The sequence below is a fragment of the Streptomyces antnestii genome, from assembly GCF_004005495.1.
Lineage (GTDB): Bacteria > Actinomycetota > Actinomycetes > Streptomycetales > Streptomycetaceae > Streptomyces > Streptomyces antnestii.
This window is the reverse complement of sequence record NZ_RZYA01000002.1, coordinates 584,561-604,155: the sequence shown is the minus strand read 5'-3', so window position 1 is coordinate 604,155 and position 19,595 is coordinate 584,561. Positions and strand designations below refer to the sequence as shown.

19 protein-coding genes are annotated in these 19,595 nt (G+C 69.2%); 7 read left to right on the top strand and 12 right to left on the bottom strand.

Going from position 1 to position 19,595, the window contains the following annotated elements; translation table 11 throughout:
- Positions 1-39: 39 nt before the first annotated feature.
- A complete protein-coding gene (locus tag EOT10_RS07505) occupies positions 40-1,185 on the bottom strand; it encodes a 3-ketosteroid-9-alpha-monooxygenase, oxygenase component (RefSeq protein ID WP_127827251.1) in 1,146 nt (381 codons plus the stop codon).
- 198 nt (positions 1,186-1,383) lie between these two features.
- Here EOT10_RS07505 and EOT10_RS07500 point away from each other — a divergent pair, with 198 nt between their 5' ends.
- The gene (locus tag EOT10_RS07500) at positions 1,384-3,003 is read left to right on the top strand and encodes a flavin-containing monooxygenase (protein WP_127827250.1); all 1,620 of its coding nucleotides are present in this window, start codon (positions 1,384-1,386) and stop codon (positions 3,001-3,003) included.
- 85 nt (positions 3,004-3,088) lie between these two features.
- Here the strand turns inward: EOT10_RS07500 and EOT10_RS07495 are convergent, their stop codons facing one another.
- Positions 3,089-4,012, bottom strand: coding sequence for an alpha/beta hydrolase (locus EOT10_RS07495; protein ID WP_223280860.1), 924 nt, complete (start codon positions 4,010-4,012; stop codon positions 3,089-3,091).
- A gap of 210 nt (positions 4,013-4,222) precedes the next feature.
- On the opposite strand from EOT10_RS07495, the gene EOT10_RS07490 reads away from it, so the two are divergent.
- Positions 4,223-4,960: a glucose 1-dehydrogenase gene (locus tag EOT10_RS07490; protein ID WP_127827249.1), complete on the top strand. Its 738-nt coding sequence runs from the start codon at positions 4,223-4,225 to the stop codon at positions 4,958-4,960.
- 31 nt (positions 4,961-4,991) lie between these two features.
- Here the strand turns inward: EOT10_RS07490 and EOT10_RS07485 are convergent, their stop codons facing one another.
- Positions 4,992-5,858 carry an SDR family oxidoreductase gene (locus tag EOT10_RS07485; protein ID WP_127827248.1) on the bottom strand — a complete coding sequence of 289 codons (867 nt, stop codon included), beginning with the start codon at positions 5,856-5,858 and terminating at the stop codon, positions 4,992-4,994.
- A gap of 314 nt (positions 5,859-6,172) precedes the next feature.
- Here EOT10_RS07485 and EOT10_RS07480 point away from each other — a divergent pair, with 314 nt between their 5' ends.
- Positions 6,173-6,985 carry a MaoC/PaaZ C-terminal domain-containing protein gene (locus EOT10_RS07480; protein WP_223280859.1) on the top strand — a complete coding sequence of 271 codons (813 nt, stop codon included), beginning with the start codon at positions 6,173-6,175 and terminating at the stop codon, positions 6,983-6,985.
- Positions 6,986-7,019: 34 nt separating this feature from the next.
- Here the strand turns inward: EOT10_RS07480 and EOT10_RS07475 are convergent, their stop codons facing one another.
- Genes EOT10_RS07475 through EOT10_RS07465 form a run of 3 tightly spaced genes read right to left on the bottom strand, consistent with a single transcriptional unit; the run spans position 7,020 to position 8,964 of the window.
- On the bottom strand, positions 7,020-7,586 hold the full coding sequence (locus EOT10_RS07475; protein WP_127827247.1) for a PaaI family thioesterase: 567 nt from the start codon (positions 7,584-7,586) through the stop codon (positions 7,020-7,022).
- Positions 7,583-8,197 carry a transferase hexapeptide repeat family protein gene (locus EOT10_RS07470; protein ID WP_127827246.1) on the bottom strand — a complete coding sequence of 205 codons (615 nt, stop codon included), beginning with the start codon at positions 8,195-8,197 and terminating at the stop codon, positions 7,583-7,585. Before EOT10_RS07470 ends, EOT10_RS07475 begins: the two co-directional genes overlap by 4 nt.
- Positions 8,198-8,208: 11 nt before the next feature.
- The gene (locus EOT10_RS07465) at positions 8,209-8,964 is read right to left on the bottom strand and encodes an SDR family NAD(P)-dependent oxidoreductase (RefSeq protein ID WP_127827245.1); all 756 of its coding nucleotides are present in this window, start codon (positions 8,962-8,964) and stop codon (positions 8,209-8,211) included.
- Positions 8,965-9,132: 168 nt separating this feature from the next.
- Between EOT10_RS07465 and EOT10_RS07460 the strand changes: the two genes are divergently transcribed.
- Complete coding sequence (locus EOT10_RS07460) at positions 9,133-9,588, top strand: VOC family protein (protein ID WP_127827244.1); 456 nt, start codon at positions 9,133-9,135, stop codon at positions 9,586-9,588.
- A 10-nt stretch (positions 9,589-9,598) separates the two neighbouring features.
- Here EOT10_RS07460 and EOT10_RS07455 read toward each other — a convergent pair whose 3' ends face one another.
- Complete coding sequence (locus EOT10_RS07455) at positions 9,599-10,471, bottom strand: aldo/keto reductase (RefSeq protein ID WP_127827243.1); 873 nt, start codon at positions 10,469-10,471, stop codon at positions 9,599-9,601.
- 27 nt (positions 10,472-10,498) lie between these two features.
- A complete protein-coding gene (locus tag EOT10_RS07450) occupies positions 10,499-11,140 on the bottom strand; it encodes a TetR/AcrR family transcriptional regulator (RefSeq protein ID WP_127827242.1) in 642 nt (213 codons plus the stop codon).
- A gap of 255 nt (positions 11,141-11,395) precedes the next feature.
- On the opposite strand from EOT10_RS07450, the gene EOT10_RS07445 reads away from it, so the two are divergent.
- Positions 11,396-13,015, top strand: coding sequence for an AMP-binding protein (locus tag EOT10_RS07445; RefSeq protein ID WP_223280858.1), 1,620 nt, complete (start codon positions 11,396-11,398; stop codon positions 13,013-13,015).
- Between the two features lie 77 nt (positions 13,016-13,092).
- Here the strand turns inward: EOT10_RS07445 and EOT10_RS07440 are convergent, their stop codons facing one another.
- The 4 genes from EOT10_RS07440 to EOT10_RS07425 are packed head-to-tail and all read right to left on the bottom strand — an operon-like array spanning position 13,093 to position 17,792.
- Positions 13,093-13,851 (bottom strand): ABC transporter ATP-binding protein, encoded by a 759-nt coding sequence (locus EOT10_RS07440; RefSeq protein WP_127827241.1) that lies wholly within the window; start codon positions 13,849-13,851, stop codon positions 13,093-13,095.
- Positions 13,848-15,698, bottom strand: a complete 1,851-nt coding sequence (locus EOT10_RS07435) for a branched-chain amino acid ABC transporter ATP-binding protein/permease (protein ID WP_127827240.1) — start codon at positions 15,696-15,698, stop codon at positions 13,848-13,850. The genes EOT10_RS07440 and EOT10_RS07435 overlap by 4 nt, the downstream gene beginning before the upstream one ends.
- Before the next feature lie 2 nt (positions 15,699-15,700).
- Positions 15,701-16,558 carry a branched-chain amino acid ABC transporter permease gene (locus EOT10_RS07430; protein WP_127827239.1) on the bottom strand — a complete coding sequence of 286 codons (858 nt, stop codon included), beginning with the start codon at positions 16,556-16,558 and terminating at the stop codon, positions 15,701-15,703.
- Positions 16,559-16,586: 28 nt separating this feature from the next.
- Positions 16,587-17,792 carry an ABC transporter substrate-binding protein gene (locus tag EOT10_RS07425; protein WP_127827238.1) on the bottom strand — a complete coding sequence of 402 codons (1,206 nt, stop codon included), beginning with the start codon at positions 17,790-17,792 and terminating at the stop codon, positions 16,587-16,589.
- A 229-nt stretch (positions 17,793-18,021) separates the two neighbouring features.
- On the opposite strand from EOT10_RS07425, the gene EOT10_RS07420 reads away from it, so the two are divergent.
- Positions 18,022-18,792, top strand: a complete 771-nt coding sequence (locus tag EOT10_RS07420) for an SDR family NAD(P)-dependent oxidoreductase (RefSeq protein WP_127827237.1) — start codon at positions 18,022-18,024, stop codon at positions 18,790-18,792.
- A 23-nt stretch (positions 18,793-18,815) separates the two neighbouring features.
- The gene (locus EOT10_RS07415) at positions 18,816-19,568 is read left to right on the top strand and encodes an SDR family NAD(P)-dependent oxidoreductase (protein WP_127827236.1); all 753 of its coding nucleotides are present in this window, start codon (positions 18,816-18,818) and stop codon (positions 19,566-19,568) included.
- Positions 19,569-19,595 lie beyond the last annotated feature (27 nt).

The window sequence follows — 19,595 nt, the reverse complement described above, 5'->3', positions numbered from 1 at the left end:
CGGGGTCCCTTCGCGGCGAGGGCCCCGCCCCACCCGATGTCACCGCTCGGCGGCTCTCCGCTCCATGTTCGCCGCGACCTCCGCCTTCCACGACTCGTTGGCCCTGCTCGTGTCGAGCTCGAACTCGAAGCGGCGCACCATCTCGTCCTTCACATCGGCGGCGTCCACGTAGAACTGCTCGTACCAGCGGCGCAGTTGATACACCGGGCCGTCCTCCTCCGTCAGGAGCGGGTTGTCGATCCGTGTCTTGTTCTTCCAGATCTCCACGTCCTGCTCGAAGCCCGCGGCCAGGCCCTCGGAGGTGAGCCGGGCGGCTTCGGAGGCCTGCTCGTCGGTCATGCCGGGCAGCTTCTTGACGATCGCCCCGTACATGAGCATGAAGCTGTTCTCGTCGATCGGGTAGTGGCAGTTGATGAGGACGCACTCGACCTCGACGCCTCCACCGACGTCGGTCCACAGCTTGTCGATCATGTACGAGGGGCCGAAGTACGAGGCGTCCGAACGGATGGCACCCTGACCGGACAGGGTCTCCAGGTCGATGTCGGGGCGGGGCGCCGACTCCATGTACTGGGTGGCGACGTGGCCGTCGAAGACGTTCTTGAAGTACGTGGGGAACGAGAAGTGGACGTAGTAGAAGTGCGCCATGTCCACGACGTTGTCGACGATCTCGCGGCAGTTGGCGTTCTCCACGCGGATCGCGTTCCACGACCAGTCGGACCACTCCCCCGCCTCCGGGCCGTGCACCCCCTCGATCTCGGGGATCTCCAGCTCCGGCGCCGGCCGGCTGCCCTCGGGGTCGTGCCAGACGTACAGCTGCCGGTTGCGCTCGCGGGTGATCCAGGCGCGCGTGCGGGCGCGTGGCGGGACCCGGCGGGCGTACGGGATGTCGGCGCAGCGGCCGGTGCCCGACCAGCGCCAGTCGTGGAACGGGCAGGCGACGGTGTCGCCCTTGACGGTGCCGTGGGCGAGGTTGCCGCCCATGTGCGGGCAGTAGGCGTCGAGGACGTGCAGCTCTCCGTCGTCCGCGCCCTCGAAGACGACGAGCTTGGTGCCGAACGCCTCGACCTCGTGCGGCTTCCCGTCGCGGAAGTCCCTGGTGAGCCCCAGGCAGTGCCAGCCACGCGCGAACCTGGCGGGAGGCGCCCCCGCGTCGATGACCCGCACCTCGTCGTACTGAGTCGTCATGTCCGTAACTCCCTTGATCGGTCAGCCGCTCATGGTGTGCCGACCGTAGGACGCGGGCGGGGCGGACGCTTGTACGTCTTCCCGCTGACCGGGAACCACCTCCTGCACCACACCGCCTTCGCCTGTCAGTCTCCGTTCCGTTGAGGTTGTGACCACGCCCCGGCACAGAAGCGGGGGCGGCAAGGAGGACGTCGGAACATGAGCGACACCAGCACCTTTCCTCGGTCCGTCGACGTCGTGGTCGTCGGCGCGGGCGTCACCGGCCTGTACGCCGTGCACAAGCTGCGCGGCATGGGCTACAGCGTGCGCGGCTTCGAGCGCGGCGCCGACGTCGGAGGCGTCTGGTACTGGAACCGCTACCCGGGCGCCCGCTGCGACGTGGAGTCGGTGGACTACTCGTACTCCTTCGACGACGACCTCCAGCAGGAGTGGGACTGGAGCGAGAAGTACGCCACGCAGCCGGAGATCATGCGCTATCTGCACCATGTCGCCGACCGCTTCGACATCCGCCGTGACTACACCTTCTCCACGTCGGTGACCTCGGCCGAGCTGGACGAGGAGACCCTGCGCTGGACGGTGCGCACGGACGGCGGGGAGGTGTTGTCGGCCCGGTTCTGCGTGTTCGCGGTCGGCTGTCTCTCCAGCACACATCTGCCGGAGGTGGCGGGCATCGGCGACTTCGCGGGCGCCACGTACCACACCGGTGAATGGCCGCACGAAGGCGTCGACTTCACGGGCCTGCGGGTCGGTGTGATCGGCACGGGTTCCTCCGGCATCCAGTCCATCCCGCTGATCGCCGAGCAGGCCGCGCAGCTGACCGTCCTCCAGCGCTCCCCCAACTACTCCATCCCGGCCGGCAACAAGCCGCTGGACGAGGAGGCCCGCCGGGAGCAGAAGGCCGGGTACGCCGAGCGCCGCCGTCTCTCGCGGCTCAGCGGCGGCGGTTCCCCGCACATGGCGCACCCGAAGAAGACGTTCGAGGCGAGCGAGGAGGAGCGCCGTGCCGCGTTCGAGCGGCGCTGGGAGCTGGGCGGCGTCCTGTACTCCAAGACGTTCCCCGACCAGACGACGGACCTGGCCGCCAACGGTGTGGCGCGGGCGTTCTGGGAGGAGAAGGTCCGTGCCCGGATCGAGGACCCGGCGGTCGCCGACCTGCTCGTGCCCACCGACCACCCCATCGGCACGAAGCGCATCGTGACGGACTCGGACTACTTCGAGACGTACAACCGGGAGAACGTGCGCCTGGTCAGCCTGCGCGGGAATCCGATCGAGCGGATCGACGAGCGCGGCATCGTGCTCGCGGACGGCGAGCACGTGGAGCTCGACGCGATCGTCTTCGCGACCGGTTTCGACGCGATGACGGGTGCCGTGGACCGGATCGAGGTGCGCGGCCGGGGCGGGCGGCTCCTCACGGACGCCTGGAGCGCCGGGCCGCGCACGTACCTGGGCCTGGGCACCGACGGCTTCCCGAACTTCTTCAGCCTCGCGGGCGCCGGCAGCCCGTCCGTGCTTGCCAACGTGATCCTGTGCGCCGAGCAGCATGTCGACTGGCTGGCCGACTGTCTGCGCCACCTCGACGAGCACGGGTACACGGCCATCGAGGCGACGGAGGAGTCCGTGGCGGACTGGGTCGCCGAGTGCCGCCGCAAGGCGGAGGCCACCTTGATGATGTCGGCCGACTCCTGGTACCTCGGCGCCAACATCCCGGGCAAACCACGGGTGTTCATGCCGTACGTCGGCGGGTTCGGGGCGTACGGGCAGATCATCAAGGAGGTCGCGGACTCCGGGTACAAGGGGTTCGGCCTGATCGCCGGCTGACGCGGCACCGCCGAGACACGCAAGGGGCTGTGTCCTCCCACCCAGGGAGGACACAGCCCCTTCGGCCGAACCGGCCCGGTCGGCGTCAGCCCGCCGCCGCTTCCGTCAGCCGGGCCTTCAGCACGGCGAACGCTTCCTCGCAGGCCTCCGCGACCTCGGGAAGGGCGGCGCCCATGGACAGGAAGCCGTGGAACATGCCGTCGTAGCGGCGGGTGACGACGGGCACGCCGGCCTCGGCGAGCGCCACCGCGTAGGCGTCACCGTCGCTGCACAGGGGGTCCAGGCCGGGGCTGATGACCTGCGCCGGCGGAAGGCCGGTCAGGTCGGCGTGGCCCAGGGGCGCCGCGTACGGGTTCGCCGCGTCCGCGTCGGTGGTCAGGTACTGCTCCCAGAACCAGCGCACGTGGTCCGCGGTGAGGAAGTAGCCCTCGGCGTTGTCGCGGTGCGAGGCGCCGGACCGGGTGGGGTCGAGCATGGGGTAGTACAGCGCCTGGAAGACGATCTCGGGGCCGCCCCGATCGCGGGAGAGCAGGGTGAGGACCGTGGCGAGGTTGCCGCCCGCGCTGTCCCCGGCGACGGCGATCGGGCGGCCCTGGTACGTCTTCGCCGCCCACAGCAGGGCCGTGTAGGCGTCCTCGGGGGCGGCGGGGAACCTGTGCTCGGGGGCGCGCCGGTAGTCCACGGAGACGACGACGGCCCCCGTGGCCTTCGCCATGGCACGGCAGAAGTCGTCATGGCTGTCGAGGTCGCAGATGACGAAGCCGCCGCCGTGGCAGAACAGCACCACCGGGGCGTCCTCGCGCAGGGAGGGGTCGTAGACCCTGACGGGAACTCCGTCGGCGTCCTCGTCCGCGACGTGGGCGAGGGACAGTGGCACGCGGGCGGGCGCGGGACGGGCGGCGAAGAAGGCGCGCACGTCGGCGATGTCCGTCATCTCCGTTCCCAGCGGGGGGAAGTTGGCACTGCACAGGTCCATGATCGCCCGGACCTCGGGGCTAGGCACGGTCACAGCGGTTCTCCTCGTTACGGATACGCGGCTACGCGGATATTCGGAAGGGCCCCGTGTCCCACCGACACAGGCTCCGTCGAGCCTGCCCGCACCCGGGCCTTCGGCGGCAGGGTGCTTTCCCGGTCACCGGGAACATTCCGTCGCCCCCGGAACACATCCGCTGCGACCATCACCGCCACTCACACACCGACCAGCAGGGGAGATCACGGGATGAGCGCACGGGCGGACGGCAAGGTGGTCGTCGTGACGGGCGGCGCGCGCGGCATGGGAGCCGCGTTCGCGCGGCGGCTGGTCGCGGAGGGCGCGAAGGTGGTGATCGGCGACATCCTCGTGAAGGAGGGCGAGGCCCTCGCTGAGGAACTGGGCGCGGACAACGCCCTGTTCATGGAGCTTGACGTCACTGGCGAGGCATCCTGGAACGCGGCCGTCGCCCGCACGGAGGAGACGTTCGGCAGGGTCACAGGGCTTGTGAACAACGCGGGCCTCGTCCATCGCTGCCCCATCGAGGAGCTGACCGAGGCCGACTACCGCCGGGTGATCGACGTCAACGAGATCGGCGTCTTCCTCGGCATGAAGGCCGTGCTGCCGTCGATGCGGGCGGCCGGTGGCGGCTCGATCGTCAACATCTCCTCGCTGGGCGGGATCATCGGGTTCCCTTACATCCTCAGCTACACGGCGTCCAAGTGGGCGGTGCGCGGGATGTCGAAGGCGGCGGCGCAGGAGTTCGCGCCGTACAAGATCCGCGTCAACTCGGTGCATCCCGGCATCGTGGCCACCGAGATGACGGCGAACTCGGAGCGCTCGCACGAGTCGGTGAAGCATCAGCCGATCCCTCGGGAGGCCCGGCCCGAGGAGGTCGCGAACATGGTGCTCTACCTGCTGTCGGACGAGGCCAGTTACTCGACGGGCTCGGAGTTCCTGGTGGACGGCGGATACGCCAGCCAGTGAGCGACTGAGCAGCACGAACCGGGGCTCGGGATCATTCCGGCTGCTGCGCGGTGAAGCGGCTGCGCACGGGGGCCGGCGGGCGGCGCGCGGTCAGCTGCTGCGCACGGTCGCGCATGGCGGCATGCACCGCGTCGGGCTGGGTGACGATGTAGAACTCGCCGTCCGCGGCCTGTTGCAGGATGGTCGCGGCCGCCTCTTCGGGACCCATGGCGTGCTCGCGAACGCGGAACATCGCCTCCCGTTCCATCTCGGCCGCGGAGAGATCGCCGCGGTCGACCCCGCCCGCCTCGTCGAAGATGCGCGAGGTGACGGCCCCGGGCAGCACCGCCCCGACGTGGATGTGCCGGGCCCCGGCCAGGGCCACCTCCTGGTGAAGACACTCGGTCATCGAGAGGACGGCGTGCTTGCTCATGATGTACGGCGTCTGCAGCGGCCGCGCCGTGACGGCGCCGATGGAGGCGAGGTTGAGCACCCAGGCCGGTTCGGACTGGCGCAGAAGGTGGGGCAGGAAGGCGCGGACACCGTGGAACACACCGCTGATGTTGATGGACACGAGCCGTTCCCAGCCGTCCACGGGGATGTCCCACAGGTAGCCGAACTGCAGCACGCCCGCGTTGTTGACGAGCAGACGGAGCGGCCCCGACTCCTTGACCACGCTGTCCGCCAGGCTCTGCACGGCGGCGGCGTCGCGTACGTCCACGACCACGGGTGTCGCGCGCCCGCCCTCGTCCGTGATCTCGGCGCAGGTGCGTCGCAGTGCGGCCTCGTCGATGTCGGCGAGCACGACGTTCATCCCGAGCGCGAGTGCGGCGTGCCGGGCGAGCCCCGCTCCCACACCGGCGGCCGCACCGGTGATGACGGCTGTGCCACCGCCGAAAACCTCCACTGAGCCTGCCATTCCATCACCTTCCACTTGATCCCTTGAAGCCCTTGAAGCCCTTGAATCACTTGAAGCTCTTGAAGCTCTTGAACCACTTGAACCTCTGACCGCTTCAACTGCCTACAGCGCCCGGGGATGTCGAGGCAACGAACGGCTCCCGCTGAGCGGGATCCGGACGAGACAAGTCGCCTCACCACCCAACAGGGCGGGGCAGCACGGCCGTTGACGCATGCGGACTTCCTCCCTACTCTCCCCACCAAGCGAGCGCTTGATTGGATGAGGTCTTGGAACACACGACGGAACACACGACAGATCACACGACGGATCACACCTTGGCGCCGGAGGCGGCCTACCGGTGGCGTGGACGCGCACTCGGCAGCAGGACGGTCTCCTACGACGAACGTGACGTGATGCTCTACGCCCTGGCCGTGGGCGCCCACCCGGTTGCCGACCTGGACCTGGTCTTCGAGCGTGAGCTGCGTGTGCTGCCCACCTTCGCCCTGACCCTCGCCCAGTGGGCCCCGGATGTCCTGGCGGGCAAGGGGGCCTTCGGTGACGGCACCGCGCTGCACGGCGCGCAGCGGCTGACGGTCCACAAGCCGCTGCCACCGTCCGGGGAGGTGACATGCTCCGCCGTCGTCACCGACGTGTGGGACAAGGGCGGGGCCGCGGTCTTTGAAGTCGCGGTGGACAGCCCGTACTTCCACGCCGTGTGGTCGGTCTTCGCTCCGGGGCGGGGCGGGTTCGGCGGCGAGCGGGGGCCCGGACGACCTGCCGCCCCCGTGGGTGAGCCCACGCACCGGACGAACCTGGAGACGTTTCCGGCCCAGGCCGCGCTGTACCGGCTCACCGGCGACCGGCACCTCATCCACATCGACCCCGCGGCCGCCACCGCCATCGGGCAGCCACGCCCGATCCTGCACGGACTGTGCACCCTGGCGGGCACCGTCCTGCGGCTCGCCGACGCCGTCGGCGCCCATCCCGCGGACCTGGCCGAGCTGGACGGCCGTTTCGCCGCACCGGTCCTGCCCGGCGAAACGCTCGACATCACGGCCTGGCAGGACGGGGACCGGTCCACTTTCGAGGTCGCACGAGACGGCGAATCCGTACTGTCCGCGGGCCACATCCGCTTCCGGAAACCCTGACGGAGACCGAGCCGACGCCGCCGCCCATCCGGTGTCAGCGGCTGGGCACTTCGATGAACACGCCCGTGGCCTCGACCGTCCTCACTCCGCCGCATTCGATCCATCCCGTCACGGTGACCCTGCGCCCTGAGTGGTCCACGATCTCGGCGCGGAGTTCGAGCGGCCGGTCCAACGGGGTCAGCGCCCGATAGCGCAGGCTCAGCGTCCCCGTCACGCACAGAAGCCCTTTGGACTGCACGAGGATCCCGAGGATGTTGTCCATGAGCAGTCCGCTCACCCCGCCGTGCACCGAGTCCGTGGGACCTTGGTGCACGGCGTTCAGGGTGACGGTGGCCGCGGCGGTGCCGTCTTCCGGGAAGCGCACCTCCAGCGGGATCATTGCCGGGTTGTACCGGTCGAGCACGACGGGCCGGCTCTCGACGACGGCGGTGACGGATTCCGTCACACAGCGCTTCCGGGTCTGTTTCCGCAGCGCCCGGCTCAGGGAGTCGACGGCCTCGCTCACCGCGGCGAGGTCCTCGTCGGGGAGATCCGTCACCGCGACGGCATACGTCAGGGCGCGGGTGGCCTCGACCAGTCGTTCACGCTCGTCCACGCTCACCCGGCCGCCCTGCGCGTCTCGTGCAAAGGGATCGACACCTCGCGGCCGGTGCTGACCCGCTTGCGGTCGGGCTCGACGGCCTCCAAGGGCGTGACCTCGCGCAACGTGGCGAGCGAGCGCTTCGCGAGCTCCTGATAGACCCCGATCCCGTTGGCCTTCCATGCCAGCGTGTCGGCGTCGAGCCGGCGGACCACCTTCGCGGGACTACCGGCGACCAGCGACTCGACGGGGAGCTCCATACCCGCGGGCACGAAGCTGTTGGCCCCGATCAGCGAACGGGCGCCGACGCTCACCCCGTCCATCACCACGGCGTTCATCCCGACCAGTACCTCGGCCGAGACGTGGCAGCCGTGCAGGATCGCGCCGTGGCCGACGTGGCTTCCGGGGTCCAGGACCGTGTCCGCGCCGGGGAAGGCGTGCAGTACGCAGTTGTCCTGGACGTTGGACCCTTCCCCGACCGTGATCCGGCCGAAGTCGCCCCGCAGGCTGGCCATCGGACCGATGTAGCAGCCGGGGCCGATGACGACGTCCCCGATCAGCGACGCCTGCGGATGCACGAACGCGGTGGGGTCCACGACGGGGACGACACCGTCGATCTCATAGACGCCCATGCGACACCTCCTCAGGCGGTCTGGCCGCCGTCGACGACGAAGTCCTGGCCGGTGCAGTAGCTGCCGGCGTCACTGGCCAGGAAGGCCACCAGGGAAGACACCTCGGCGGGCCTGCCGACCCGCGGAATCGGCAGACCCGCCACCGCTCCGCCGCCGGCCCTGGTCTCCTCGCTGATCATCGCGGTGTCGATCGCCCCGGGACAGATGCAGTTGACCCGGATCCCGAGCGCGCCCAGCTCCTTGGCGGCGGACTTGCTCGCACCCCGGAGTCCCCACTTGGACGCGCTGTACGCGAGTCCGCCGGCGTAACCGCTGAGCGCCGCGGTGGACGCGATGTTGATGATGGACCCGCCGCGTTCACGCATCAGGGGGATCACCGCCTGCATACCGAGGACGGGGCCCACGAGGTTGATCTGCAACGTGGTCGTGAGCTCCTTCTCGGTGAGTTCCACGAGCGGCTTCTTGCGGTAGGCGCCGGCGTTGTTGACGAGCACGTCGACGCGCCCGAACCGCTCCCCCACCCGGCCCATGACGTCGGCCCAGGCGCTCTCGCTCGCGACGTCGAGCGAGCAGGCGAGCGTCTCGGCCTCGATGCCGTCGGCGTCGATACCGTCGGCGACGGCCCGCACCCCGGACTCGTCGAGATCGACGAGGACCACCCGGGCCCCGAGCCGCGCGAGAAGCCGGGCATGTTCGGCACCCTGGCCCTGCGCGGCTCCGGTGACGAAGGCAACCTTGTCCCGCAGGTCGACCAACTGCTCCACCACGATTCCCACCCTCTCGTCCGCACCTCAGCGCGCTCTTCAAGCAAGCGCTTGGTTCGCAACATAGCAGCGCTCCCTCGGTCTCCGGTAGCGCTCCGCACCCTCTACGTAGCAAATGCTTGGTTGGTACCGTGTCGATGAACGCGCCACCCTCGACAGGAGTGAGCCACCATGACCTCGATCAACCACGTCGGTATCACCGTCAGCGACCTGGACCGGTCGCTGGACTTCTACGTACGCGTCCTCGGCGGCGAACACCTGGGGTCATGGGAGCGCAGCGGCCCGCGGATCGACGCGGTGACGGGCTACCCGGGCATCCTTGTCCGTCAGGCGTTCGTCCGACTCTCCGAGGGCAGGGCCCTGATCGAACTGCTGCAGTACGTCGGCGGCTCGACGGACGTGGTCGACCCGGACAACGGCCGTGCGGGCGCGGTCCATGTCGCCGTCGACGTGACCGGGCTCGATGCCCTCCTGACCCGGGTACGGGAGGAGGGCGTCGCCGTACTCTCCGAGCCCATCGTGGCCGGGGACGGCCCCCTGGAGGGGTGCCGCGTGGTCTACGTCCTGGATCCGGACCGGGTCCGGGTCGAACTCGTCGAGCCCCCGTCCCCGGTCGCCGGCACCTGAACCCCCGGCCTCAGACGCTCCGTTCCAGCCGGTCGAACTCCTCGGCGCTCAGCCGGAATTCGACGGACCGGACCGAGTCCAGGACGGACTCCGGCCGGCTCGCCCCCGGAATCGGGATGATCACCGGCGACTTCATCAACTGCCAGGCCAGCGCCACCCGCTGCGGGCTGACTCCCCGCTCCTCGGCGATCGCGTGGAACTCGCCGTGGGCCGACCCGAGTTCCTTCGCCTCCCGCATGCCGCCGAGCGGGCTCCAGGACGAGAAGGCGAGCCCGAGCTGTGCGCACAGGTCGATCTCGGGCTGACTGGAGCGGAAGCGGGGTGAGAACTCGTTCTGCACCGAGACGAGTGCGTCGCCGAGGATCTCGCGGGCCAGCAGGATCTGCTCCGGGTCGGCGTTCGAGATCCCGGCGCGCTGGATGAGGCCCGCGTCGTAGAGATCCCTCATCCCGCCCATGCTCTCGGCGTAGGGGATCTGCGGATCGGGGCGGTGGTGGTAGTACAGCGGCAGCGCGTCGTAGCCCAGGCGCCGGAGTGAGTCCTCGCAGGCGCTGCGCAGGTGTGCGGGGCGCCCGTCGATCCACCAGGTGTTGTCCGGGTTACGGAGGTGACCGCCCTTGGTCGAGACGATCACGTGGTCGGTGGAGCCGGGGTACAGCGCGAGCGCCTTCACCACCGCGAGCTCGTTCACGCCGTAACCGCCCGCCGGGCCGTACACGTCCGCGGTGTCGATCAGCGTCACGCCGGCGTCCAGGGCCGCATGGACGGTGCGGATCCCGCGCTTCTCGTCATAGCCCATGACCTGCGTCAAGGTCATGGCACCCAGGCCGATCGGGAAGACCTCCAGGTCACCCAGCGCCCTGGTTCCGGCAACACCGGCCATTCCTGCACCCTCCCCTTGTCGTGGTGGCTATGTGGTGTGCAGGCCTCCGTGGAGCACGGTGAGGAACTGCACGGCGACGGCCTCGTGCTTGTACTTGCCGCGCGGGCGGTACCAGCGCACGGTGGACCAGATCGCGTCGCGGATGAACCGGTAGGACAGGTTGACGTCGACGTCGCTGCGGAACACCCCGGACTTCTGTCCCGCCTTGAGCACCTGCAGCCAGATCTTCTCGATCTTCTTGCCGATCTCGGCGACGTACTCGAAGCCGGACTGGCGGTTGAGCATGGTCGATTCGTTCTGGTAGAGCGCCACGGCGACAGGAGAGGCGTCGATGGCGGCGAAGGAGTGCCTGATCAGCTCGTCGAGGATCTGCTCCGGGTTCTCGCCCTCCTTCTCGATCGCGATGAAGCGCTCGAGAAGCGGACCGAGGAAGTCACGGAGGATCTCGTCGAGCATCTCCTCCTTGGAGCTGAAGTGGTGGTAGAGGCTGCCCGACAGGATGCCCGCCTCGTCGGCGATGTCCCGGACGGTCGTCTCGGCGTACCCGCGGGTGGCGAACAGCTCGGCGGCGATGCCGAGGAGCTCACCACGGCGGTGCGAGCCGCTGTTCCCGCCGGCCCTGGTGCCGCGCCTCCTGGCCGCCGTCTGCCCGGACCGCCCTGCCGCCATGTCGTCCGTCCCTCCTGGCGGGAGACCCTCTCCCCCAACACACACTTGTTCAAGCCTGTCACGACTGTCCCCACCTGGTGCAGCTTCCCACACCCGGCACGGCGTCCTGCCCGGCGCCGATCTTCCCACGCACGGGACCCGATCCGCCCCGGAAGCACGCAAGGAACAGAGCGGAAGTCACGTTCCAGGCAATGACACCGCCATCCGTCGCCAACTAGCATACCTACCAAGCACTTGGTTGATTCGGAGGATCCTGTGAGCAGCAGTGCAGCCCCACTGACCATTCCCCGTCTTCTCGCGGACGCGGCGGCGAAGCACCGGGAGAACCTGGCTGTCGTCGACGGTGACCTCCGCGTCAGCTACCGGGAACTGGCCGACATGGTCTTCCGGACCGCCCGGGCCTACATCGCCTCCGGCGTCCGCCCCGGTGACCGGGTCGCGGTCTGGGCGCCGAACCGGATCGAGTTCATGCTCGCCATGCTGGGGGCCCAGTCGGCGGGTGCCTGTGTGGTCCCGATCAACACGCGCTACCGCGGGCAGGAGGCCGCCGTGATCCTCGGGCGGTCGCGGGCCTCGGTCCTCGTGTTCGCGGGCGGATTCCTCGGCAAGGACTTCTCCGCGATGCTGCGTGACGCGGTGGCCCCGGAGGCGCGTCCGGGTGAGACCGGGCCCGTACCAGGGCTTCCCGCGCTGAAGACGCTGGTCGACATCACCGCCGACAGCAGCGCGGCGCACACGCTGGCCTGGCCGGACTTCCTCTCCCGCGCGGACCAGATCTCGCCTCAACAAGGAGCGGAGACGGCCGAGGCCGTGGCCCCGGAGGATGTCTGCGACATCATGTTCACCTCGGGCACCACAGGTGTGCCCAAGGGCGTGATGAGCGCGCATCGCCAGACGGTCGGTGTGGCCAGGGTCTGGGCCACGGGCGCGGAGCTGAGCCCGGCCGACAACTACGCGATCGTGAACCCGTTCTTCCACGGCTTCGGTTACAAGGCGGGCATGATCGCCGCGCTCGAAGCCGGCTCCACGATCTACCCGCTGGCCACGTTCGACGTGGACCAGGTCCTCTCGCTGATCTCGGCCGCCGGAATCTCCGTGCTTCCGGGGGCGCCCACCATCTTCACCTCCCTCCTGGACCACCCGCGGCTGCCGGAGTTCGATCTCGGCTCGCTGCGCTTCGCGATCGCCGGGGCGGCGACGGTGCCCGAATCCCTGTTCCAGCGGATGCGGGACGAGCTGGGGTTCGAGACCGTGGCGCAGGCCTACGGTCTGACCGAGTGCGTCGTGGCCACCCAGTCCCGTCCGAACGAGGATCCCGCACACGTCGCGGAGACGACCGGCCCGGCGGTCCCGGGCATCGAGATACGTGTCGTCGACGCGGAGCAGAAGAGTGTGCCCGTCGGGCAGGACGGCGAGATCCTGCTGCGGGGTGACAACGTCATGCTCGGCTACTTCGAGGACGAGGACGCCACCCGTGCCGCGATCGACTCCGAGGGCTGGTTCCACACGGGAGACGTGGGCCGGCTCGACGAACACGGCTGTCTGAAGATCACCGACCGCATCAAGGACATGTTCATCGTCGGCGGCTTCAATGTGTATCCCGCCGAGGTGGAGAACACCCTGGGTGCCCACCCCGACGTCTCGGAGTCCGCCGTCGTGGGCATCCCGGACGCGCGCCTCGGCACCGTGGCGTGTGCCTACGTCGTACCCCGTCGCGGCGCCCGTCCCACGCCCGAGGACATCATCGCCTTCTGCAGGACCCGGCTCGCGAACTTCAAGGTGCCGAGCAAGGTCGTCCTCATCGACGAACTCCCCAAGAACGCCAGCGGAAAGATCATGAAGGCGGATCTGCGCGGCGGGACACCGACGGGCTGAGGCGCAGAGGTGGGCTACGCCGACCGGCCCCTGCCGATTCGATCGGCAGGGGCCGGTGCTGTGCGACCGCGGGCCTCTCAGGAATCCCGGGAGGCTGATCCTTGTGCCGGGGTCCTGCCGAAGTAGGCGTCCTGGAGGTTGTCCAGGTCGTCCGCCGCCGAGGCCAGGACGACACGTCCCATGTCGAGGACGGTCACGTGGTCGGCGACGGCGATCGATGCCTCCACCGCCTGTTCGACGAGGAGGATCCCGATCCCGGTCTCCTTCAGCAGGCCCACGCGTTCCATGACCTCGTTCACGATCACCGGGGCCAGGCCGCCGGAGGGCTCGTCGAGCATCAGGAGCCGCGGCCCGGCCATCATGGCCTGGGCGATCGCGAGCATCTGCTGCTGACCGCCGGACATCGTGCCGGCGAGCAGCGACCGTTTGTCGCCGAGGACGGGGAACAGCTCGTACATCCGTTCCGCTTCCTGGCGCAGCTCGGTGCGCTTGAGGCGGCGGGTGTAGCCGCCGAGCAGCAGGTTCTGCTCGACGGTCTGCGCGTGGAAGACCCGTTTGCCTTCCTGGACGTAGGCCATCCCCTGTCGTACGCGCGTGTGCGCGGCTGCCTTCGTGATGTCGCGGCCGCCGAGCTCGACGCTGCCGGCGGTCGCCTTGTTGAGCCCTGAGACCGCCCGGAGCGTGGTGGTCTTGCCGGCACCGTTGCGTCCGAGCAGGACGGTCAGTCGACCCGGCCAGACGTCGAAGGAGACGTCCCACACGACCCGCAGGTCGCCGTACCCGGTGCCGAGGTTGCGCACCCGGAGGATCGGTTCGTCGGTCTGCTGTGTCGTCATGTGTTCTCCCCCGAGGTGGCCGCACCGGTCATGCGGTCGGTGCTCGTGTGCGCGGCGGTCGGCGCGGGGTCCACTCCCAGGTACTCGCTGAGCACCCTGGGGTCACGCTCGATCGCTTCCGGAGGGCCGGTGGTGATGAGCTGCCCGTGGGCCAGTACGGCGATGTCGTCGGCGAGGGCGAGGACGAGCCGGAAGTTGTGCTCGACAAGCACCACGGTCCCGCCGGCGTCACGGATCTGACGGATCAGTGAGGCGAGGCGTTCGACCTCGTGCTCGTCGAGGCCGGAGGCCGCTTCGTCGAGCAGGAGCACGCCCGGGGCGTCGATCAGGGCCCGGGCCACTTCGAGGAGCCGGCGCATACCCAGCGGCAGCGAGACGGCCTCGGTGTCCCGCAGGTGATCGAGGCCGACGAGTGCGAGCATGCGCTCGGCCTCCCGCAGATCCTCATGGCGCACGCGCCGGAACCGGGGAGTGCGCAGCACCGCCGCGAGGACGGAGGTGCGGTGTCCCGTGTACCGGCCCGATGCCACTGCTTCGAGAACGGTGACCCCGGCCGGGATGTTCGGGGTCTGGAAGGTGCGGGCGACACCTGCTCGGGCGACACCGTCGGAGGTCAGGCCGTGCAAGGGGGCGCCGTCGAGGGTGATCTCGCCGCTGTCGGTGCGATAGAAGCCGCACACCATGTTCAGGAGGGTCGTCTTGCCGGATCCGTTCGGCCCGATCAGTGCGGTCACGGTGCCCGGCAGGGCTTCGAGCGAGACGTCCTTCAGGGCCTGGTTGCCACCGAACGCCTTGGACACGTCACGGATCCTGAGGGTGGCCCCCTTGTACGGGGGGATGTTCGGGGCGGGACCCGTCCCGGTGGCGACCGTGTTCACCTCCGGCTGCGCCATGCGGTCGAGCCTGGTGACCAGTACGCGGCACACCCGGGCGAGCCCGCCGGTGAGCAGGACACCGCCGACCACGAGGAACACCCCGGTGAAGACGAGTGCGTACTGCTGGAATCCCGAGGACTGGTTCGGGCCGAACTGCATGACCGCGGCGCCCACCAACGCGCCGTACACGCTGGCGGATCCGCCGAGGATGGACGCCGAGAGCACCGTGGTGGCGAAGGTGAAGGAGAACGCCTCCGGGGAGACGTACAGGTCGAGGTTGGCGAACAGGGCGCCGGCGAGGCCCGCCGGGATCGCCCCGAGCGCGTAGGCCAGCAGCTTCATCCGGAAGACCGAGATGCCGGTCGACGCCGCGAGCACCGGGCTCTGTTTGAGGACCCGCAGTGCGATGCCGTGCCGGGAGGTGACGATGTTGCGCAGCACGGCGAACCACAGGATCGCGACCACCGAGATGACCAGGTAGAAGCCCGTGCCGTCGAGCAGGGTGCCGAACAGGGTCGGGCTCTGGATCCCGCTCAGGCCGTTCCTGCCGCCGGTCGCACGGGGGAAGATCGCGAGCACGTCGGGGACCAGGAGAACGAGGAAGAACGAGGTCATCGCCAGGGACCAGCTGCCGAGCCGCAGCCCGGGGATGCCGGTGACGACGCCCACCGCCAGAGCGCCGAGGCCGGCGACCAGGAGTTGCACGAGGATGTCGGTGTGGCCGGCCTTGGAGAGCAGACCGGCGATGTAGGCCCCCGAGGCGTACATGGCCGCTTGCCCCAGGGCGAGTTCCCCCGCGTATCCGAGGCTCAGGTTGAGCCCGCTCACCACGAGGGCGAGGATGAGGGTGAGTTGGATCTGCCTCGAGGCTGAGAAGTCCAGGCCCGCCCAGGGGAGGACGAGCAGGACCAGACCGAGGGCCAGGGCCAGGATCCAGCCCGGTACCGCACGAACGGTTCGCCACAGCACCATGGTCACACCGTCCTTTCCCGGACCCGGACGAAGAGGCCCGCCGGTCGCACCAGCAAGATGGTGATGAGGATGACGAAGACGGTGATGTTGGCGTACTCCCCGCCCAGGTAGCGGGCGGCCAGGGCCTCGGCGAGACCCACGACCAGGCCGCCGACGAGGGTGCCCGGCATCGAGCCGAACCCGCCGATGGCCAGGACGACGAAGCCCTTGAGGGCGAGGGAGGCGCCCAGGGTGGCCACCGCGAAGGTCTTGGGGCCGACGAACATGCCGAGCAGACCGGCGACGGCGCCGGAGAACGCGAAGGCGCCGAAGGCGAGCCGGCGGACGTTGACACCGCGCAGCATCGCCGCCTCGCGGTCCTCCGACATGCCGAGCAGGGCCAGACCGACCAGGAAGCGCCGGCTGAGCCGGGTGAGCGCCCATACGAGGACGACGGCCACCAGTACGAGCGCGATCTCCACCGGGTAGATCTGGCCGCCGAACAGCTCGAGGACGTCGTTGCCGCCGAAGAAGGGGACGTTCAACGGCTGGGTGCCCCAGACGAGTTGGGTCGCTCCGTTGAGGAGGATGGACACGCCGAGTGTGGTGACCAGGATGTTGTGCGGGTCCTTCACCGGCCGTACCGCCAGCCGTTCCTCGATCGCCGCCAGGGCCATGACCGAGGCGACGGCCAGCAGCATCACGAGCGGTACGGACAGCTTCCAGGTCACCAGGCCGGTGTAGGCGACGAACGCACCCACCATGATGAGTTGGGCCTGGGCGAAGTTGAAGGTCTTCGAAGAGATGAAGACGATGTTGTAGCAGACTGCGACCAGTGCGTAGACCGCACCGAGGGCCAGTCCGCCCCAGATCAGTGTCACGGCAGCTCGATCCTCGTGTGGCCGGTCCCTACTGGAACTGGCCGTCCTTGATCTCGGACGGCTCGACGAAGAGGAACGCACCGGCGTCGCTGTTGGGGCTGTGCGAGGTGGCGGTGAAGTGGTAGCCGTTCATCATCGTCGTCTTCGCCTTGGCCTGCACCGACTTGTCCTCGAGTGCCTTGGCGAGCGCCTTGGGGTCGCCGAGTGAACCGGTCTTCTCGGCCGCGGCGGCGACGAGGGTGAGCGCGTCGTAGTTGTTGGCGAGGATCAGGGTGGACCGGATCCTGCCCAACGACTTCATCGCCGCGACCGCCTTGTTCACGGCGGCGTCGCCGGAGTCGTGCTTGGTGCTCTTGTGCACCTGCATCACCAGGTTCTTCACCTGGTCGGTGCCGAGGACCCCGGTGGGCGGCGGCGTGGAGATCAGGCCGGTCGCGGAGACCGAGGTGTTGGCCACGATCGGGATCTTCCACCCGAGCTTCTTCATGCTCTTGAGCAGGTAGCCGACCGGGGCGCCGTAGCCGTCCATGATCAGGGCGTCCGGGCCGGCCGCGCGCACCGACTGGAGCTGCGGGGTCATGTCGAGCGCGGCGACGTCGTACTCCTCGCTCTTGACCACCTTGATGCCGGCCCCGGTGAACGCCTTCGTCACCTCGGTGTTGAAGGTCTCGCCGTAGGAGCTGCTGCCGTGGATGATGCCGACCTTCTTGTAGCCCTTCTCCTTCAGGTGGGGGATGAAGCCCTTGACGTAGTCGGTCGGGCTCGGAGCCAGGTCGAAGTTCAGCGGGAACGCGGACGGGTTCGAGGAGTCGGCGGTGGGGCCGATGTTCATGGAGAGGATGTTGCTCTGCTTCAGGATGGGCAGGACCGCGGCCGTGACGGTCGACGGGCCCGAGTCGAGGAACAGGTCGGGCTTCTTGCCCGAGTTGATCGCTTCCCGGAGCTTGGTGACCGCCGTCGTGGGGTCGCTCGCGTCGTCCACGACCGTGACCTCGACCTTGTGGCCGAGTATGCCTCCGGACGCGTTGACGACCTTGGCGCCCGCCTTGGCCGAGAGCACCGACGTCGCCGAGTTGTCCGCGAGGGCACCTTGAGCGCTCAGGCCACCGGTGACCAGGACGCGATAGGGCTCGTCGGCGCTCTTCGCATCCTTGCCCGAACCGGATCCGCAACCCGTGAGGGTCAGGGCGAGACCCGTCGCCGAAGCGACCACCGCAACGATTCGTCTGTTCATTTTCAACCCTTATGGAGAGCCGAGAGGCGCCGATACCGAACCAAGCGCTTGATAGTGCGGCGAACCGTAGCATGGTGAATCTCGCGCCGGTCAAGCACTCGACTCGCATCCTTTCGACCACTTTCCGGGGGGATTTCGCGTGCTGGGTCAAGGCACTTGACCGCCCTCCAGCCCCTACTTAACCTGCGACCAAACGCTTGTTTGTCTACGAACACGGAAGGCCTCTTCCATGCGCGACTTCGAGGACAGGGCGGGGGTGGCCATCGTCTCCGGTGGCTCCGGAGGGATCGGAGCAGCCGTCTGCCGCCGCCTGGCAGCCGCCGGTTCGGCGGTGGCCCTGACGTACCGCCAGAACAAGGACCAGGCCGACGCCGTGGCCGCCGAGCTGGCCGCGCATGGCGTGACCGTGGCCACGGATCGCCTCGACCTGGCCGACGCGGCGGCCACCAGCGGCTATGTGCAGTCCGTGCTCGCCCGGTTCGACTCGGTGCACACCGTGGTCCACTGTGCGGGCCCGCACGTACCGATGGTCCATCTCTCCCGGGTCTCACCGGAGCGGCTGCGCGAGCAGCTCGACACGGATGCGGCCGCGTTCTTCAACCTGCTGCACGCCGCGCTGCCGGCGCTCCGTGACAGCCGGGGTTCCGCGGTGGCGGTCACCACGGCGGCGACCAGCCGCTATCCGGTGCGCGACGGCCTGTCCGCGGGCCCCAAGGCCGCGGTGGAAGCGCTGGCACGCGCCCTCGCCGCCGAGGAAGGGCGCTTCGGCGTACGGGTCAACTGCGTGGGGCCGGGGATGCTCACCGACGGTATGTCCGCACGCCTGATGGCGTCGGGCGACCTGGACCGTCGCGCCCTCGACGCCGCCATGGCCAACATCCCGCTGCGCACCTTCGGCACCTCCGAGGACGTGGCCGAAGCCGTGTGCTTCCTGGCCTCGGACCGCGCCCGGTTCATCACCGGCCAGAAACTCGACATCGACGGCGGCTACGGCATCTGAGCCACCCCCTGTGAGGAGTACATGTGAGTACTGAGCCTTGCCCCGACCTCGGGTTCACCCCCGGAGACGTGGCCGTGATCAGCGGCGCCGGGAGCGGGATCGGCCGGGCCACCGCCCTCAGGGCCGCGCAGCTGGGACTGCGCGTGTCAGCGTGGGACCTCGACGCCGGCGCGGTCGCCGCGACGGTCGACGAGATAGCGGAGGCCGGAGGGATCGCCATGGCGGTGACCGCGGACGTGTCCGAGCCGGCCGACGTGCGCGCCGGATTCGCCGACACCATCGGCGCGTTGGGCGAGATCCGCTACCTGGTCAACAACGCCGGACCGTCCTCCGCCGCCGAGATCGACTTCGACGTCGCCGTGCAGATCTCCGTGGGCAGTGTGCGGCTGATGACCGACACATGGCTGTCCGGCGGGGTCCCGACCGGAGCCGCGCTGGTCAACATCGCTTCCGTGGCGGGCAACCTGATCGGCACGGCCTCAGGCTGGTACTCCGCGGCGAAGGCCGGAATCACGGGATACACCAGACATCTGGCCGCCCACCCCACTGCCGGCGTCCGCAGCAACGCCGTCGCCCCGGGCATGACCGACACTCCCCGCCTCGCGGGCTTCGCGGCCAGCCCGGTCGGCCGACGGGCACTCGAACGCAACCCACTGAAGCGCATGGCCACCCCGGACGACATCGCCTACGCGGTGCTCTTCCTGCTCTCGCCGCTCGCCTCCTACATCAACGGCGTGCTTCTCCCGGTCGACGGGGGCTGGACGGTCACGCAGTGACACCATGATGCGCCGGTCGCCGGCACC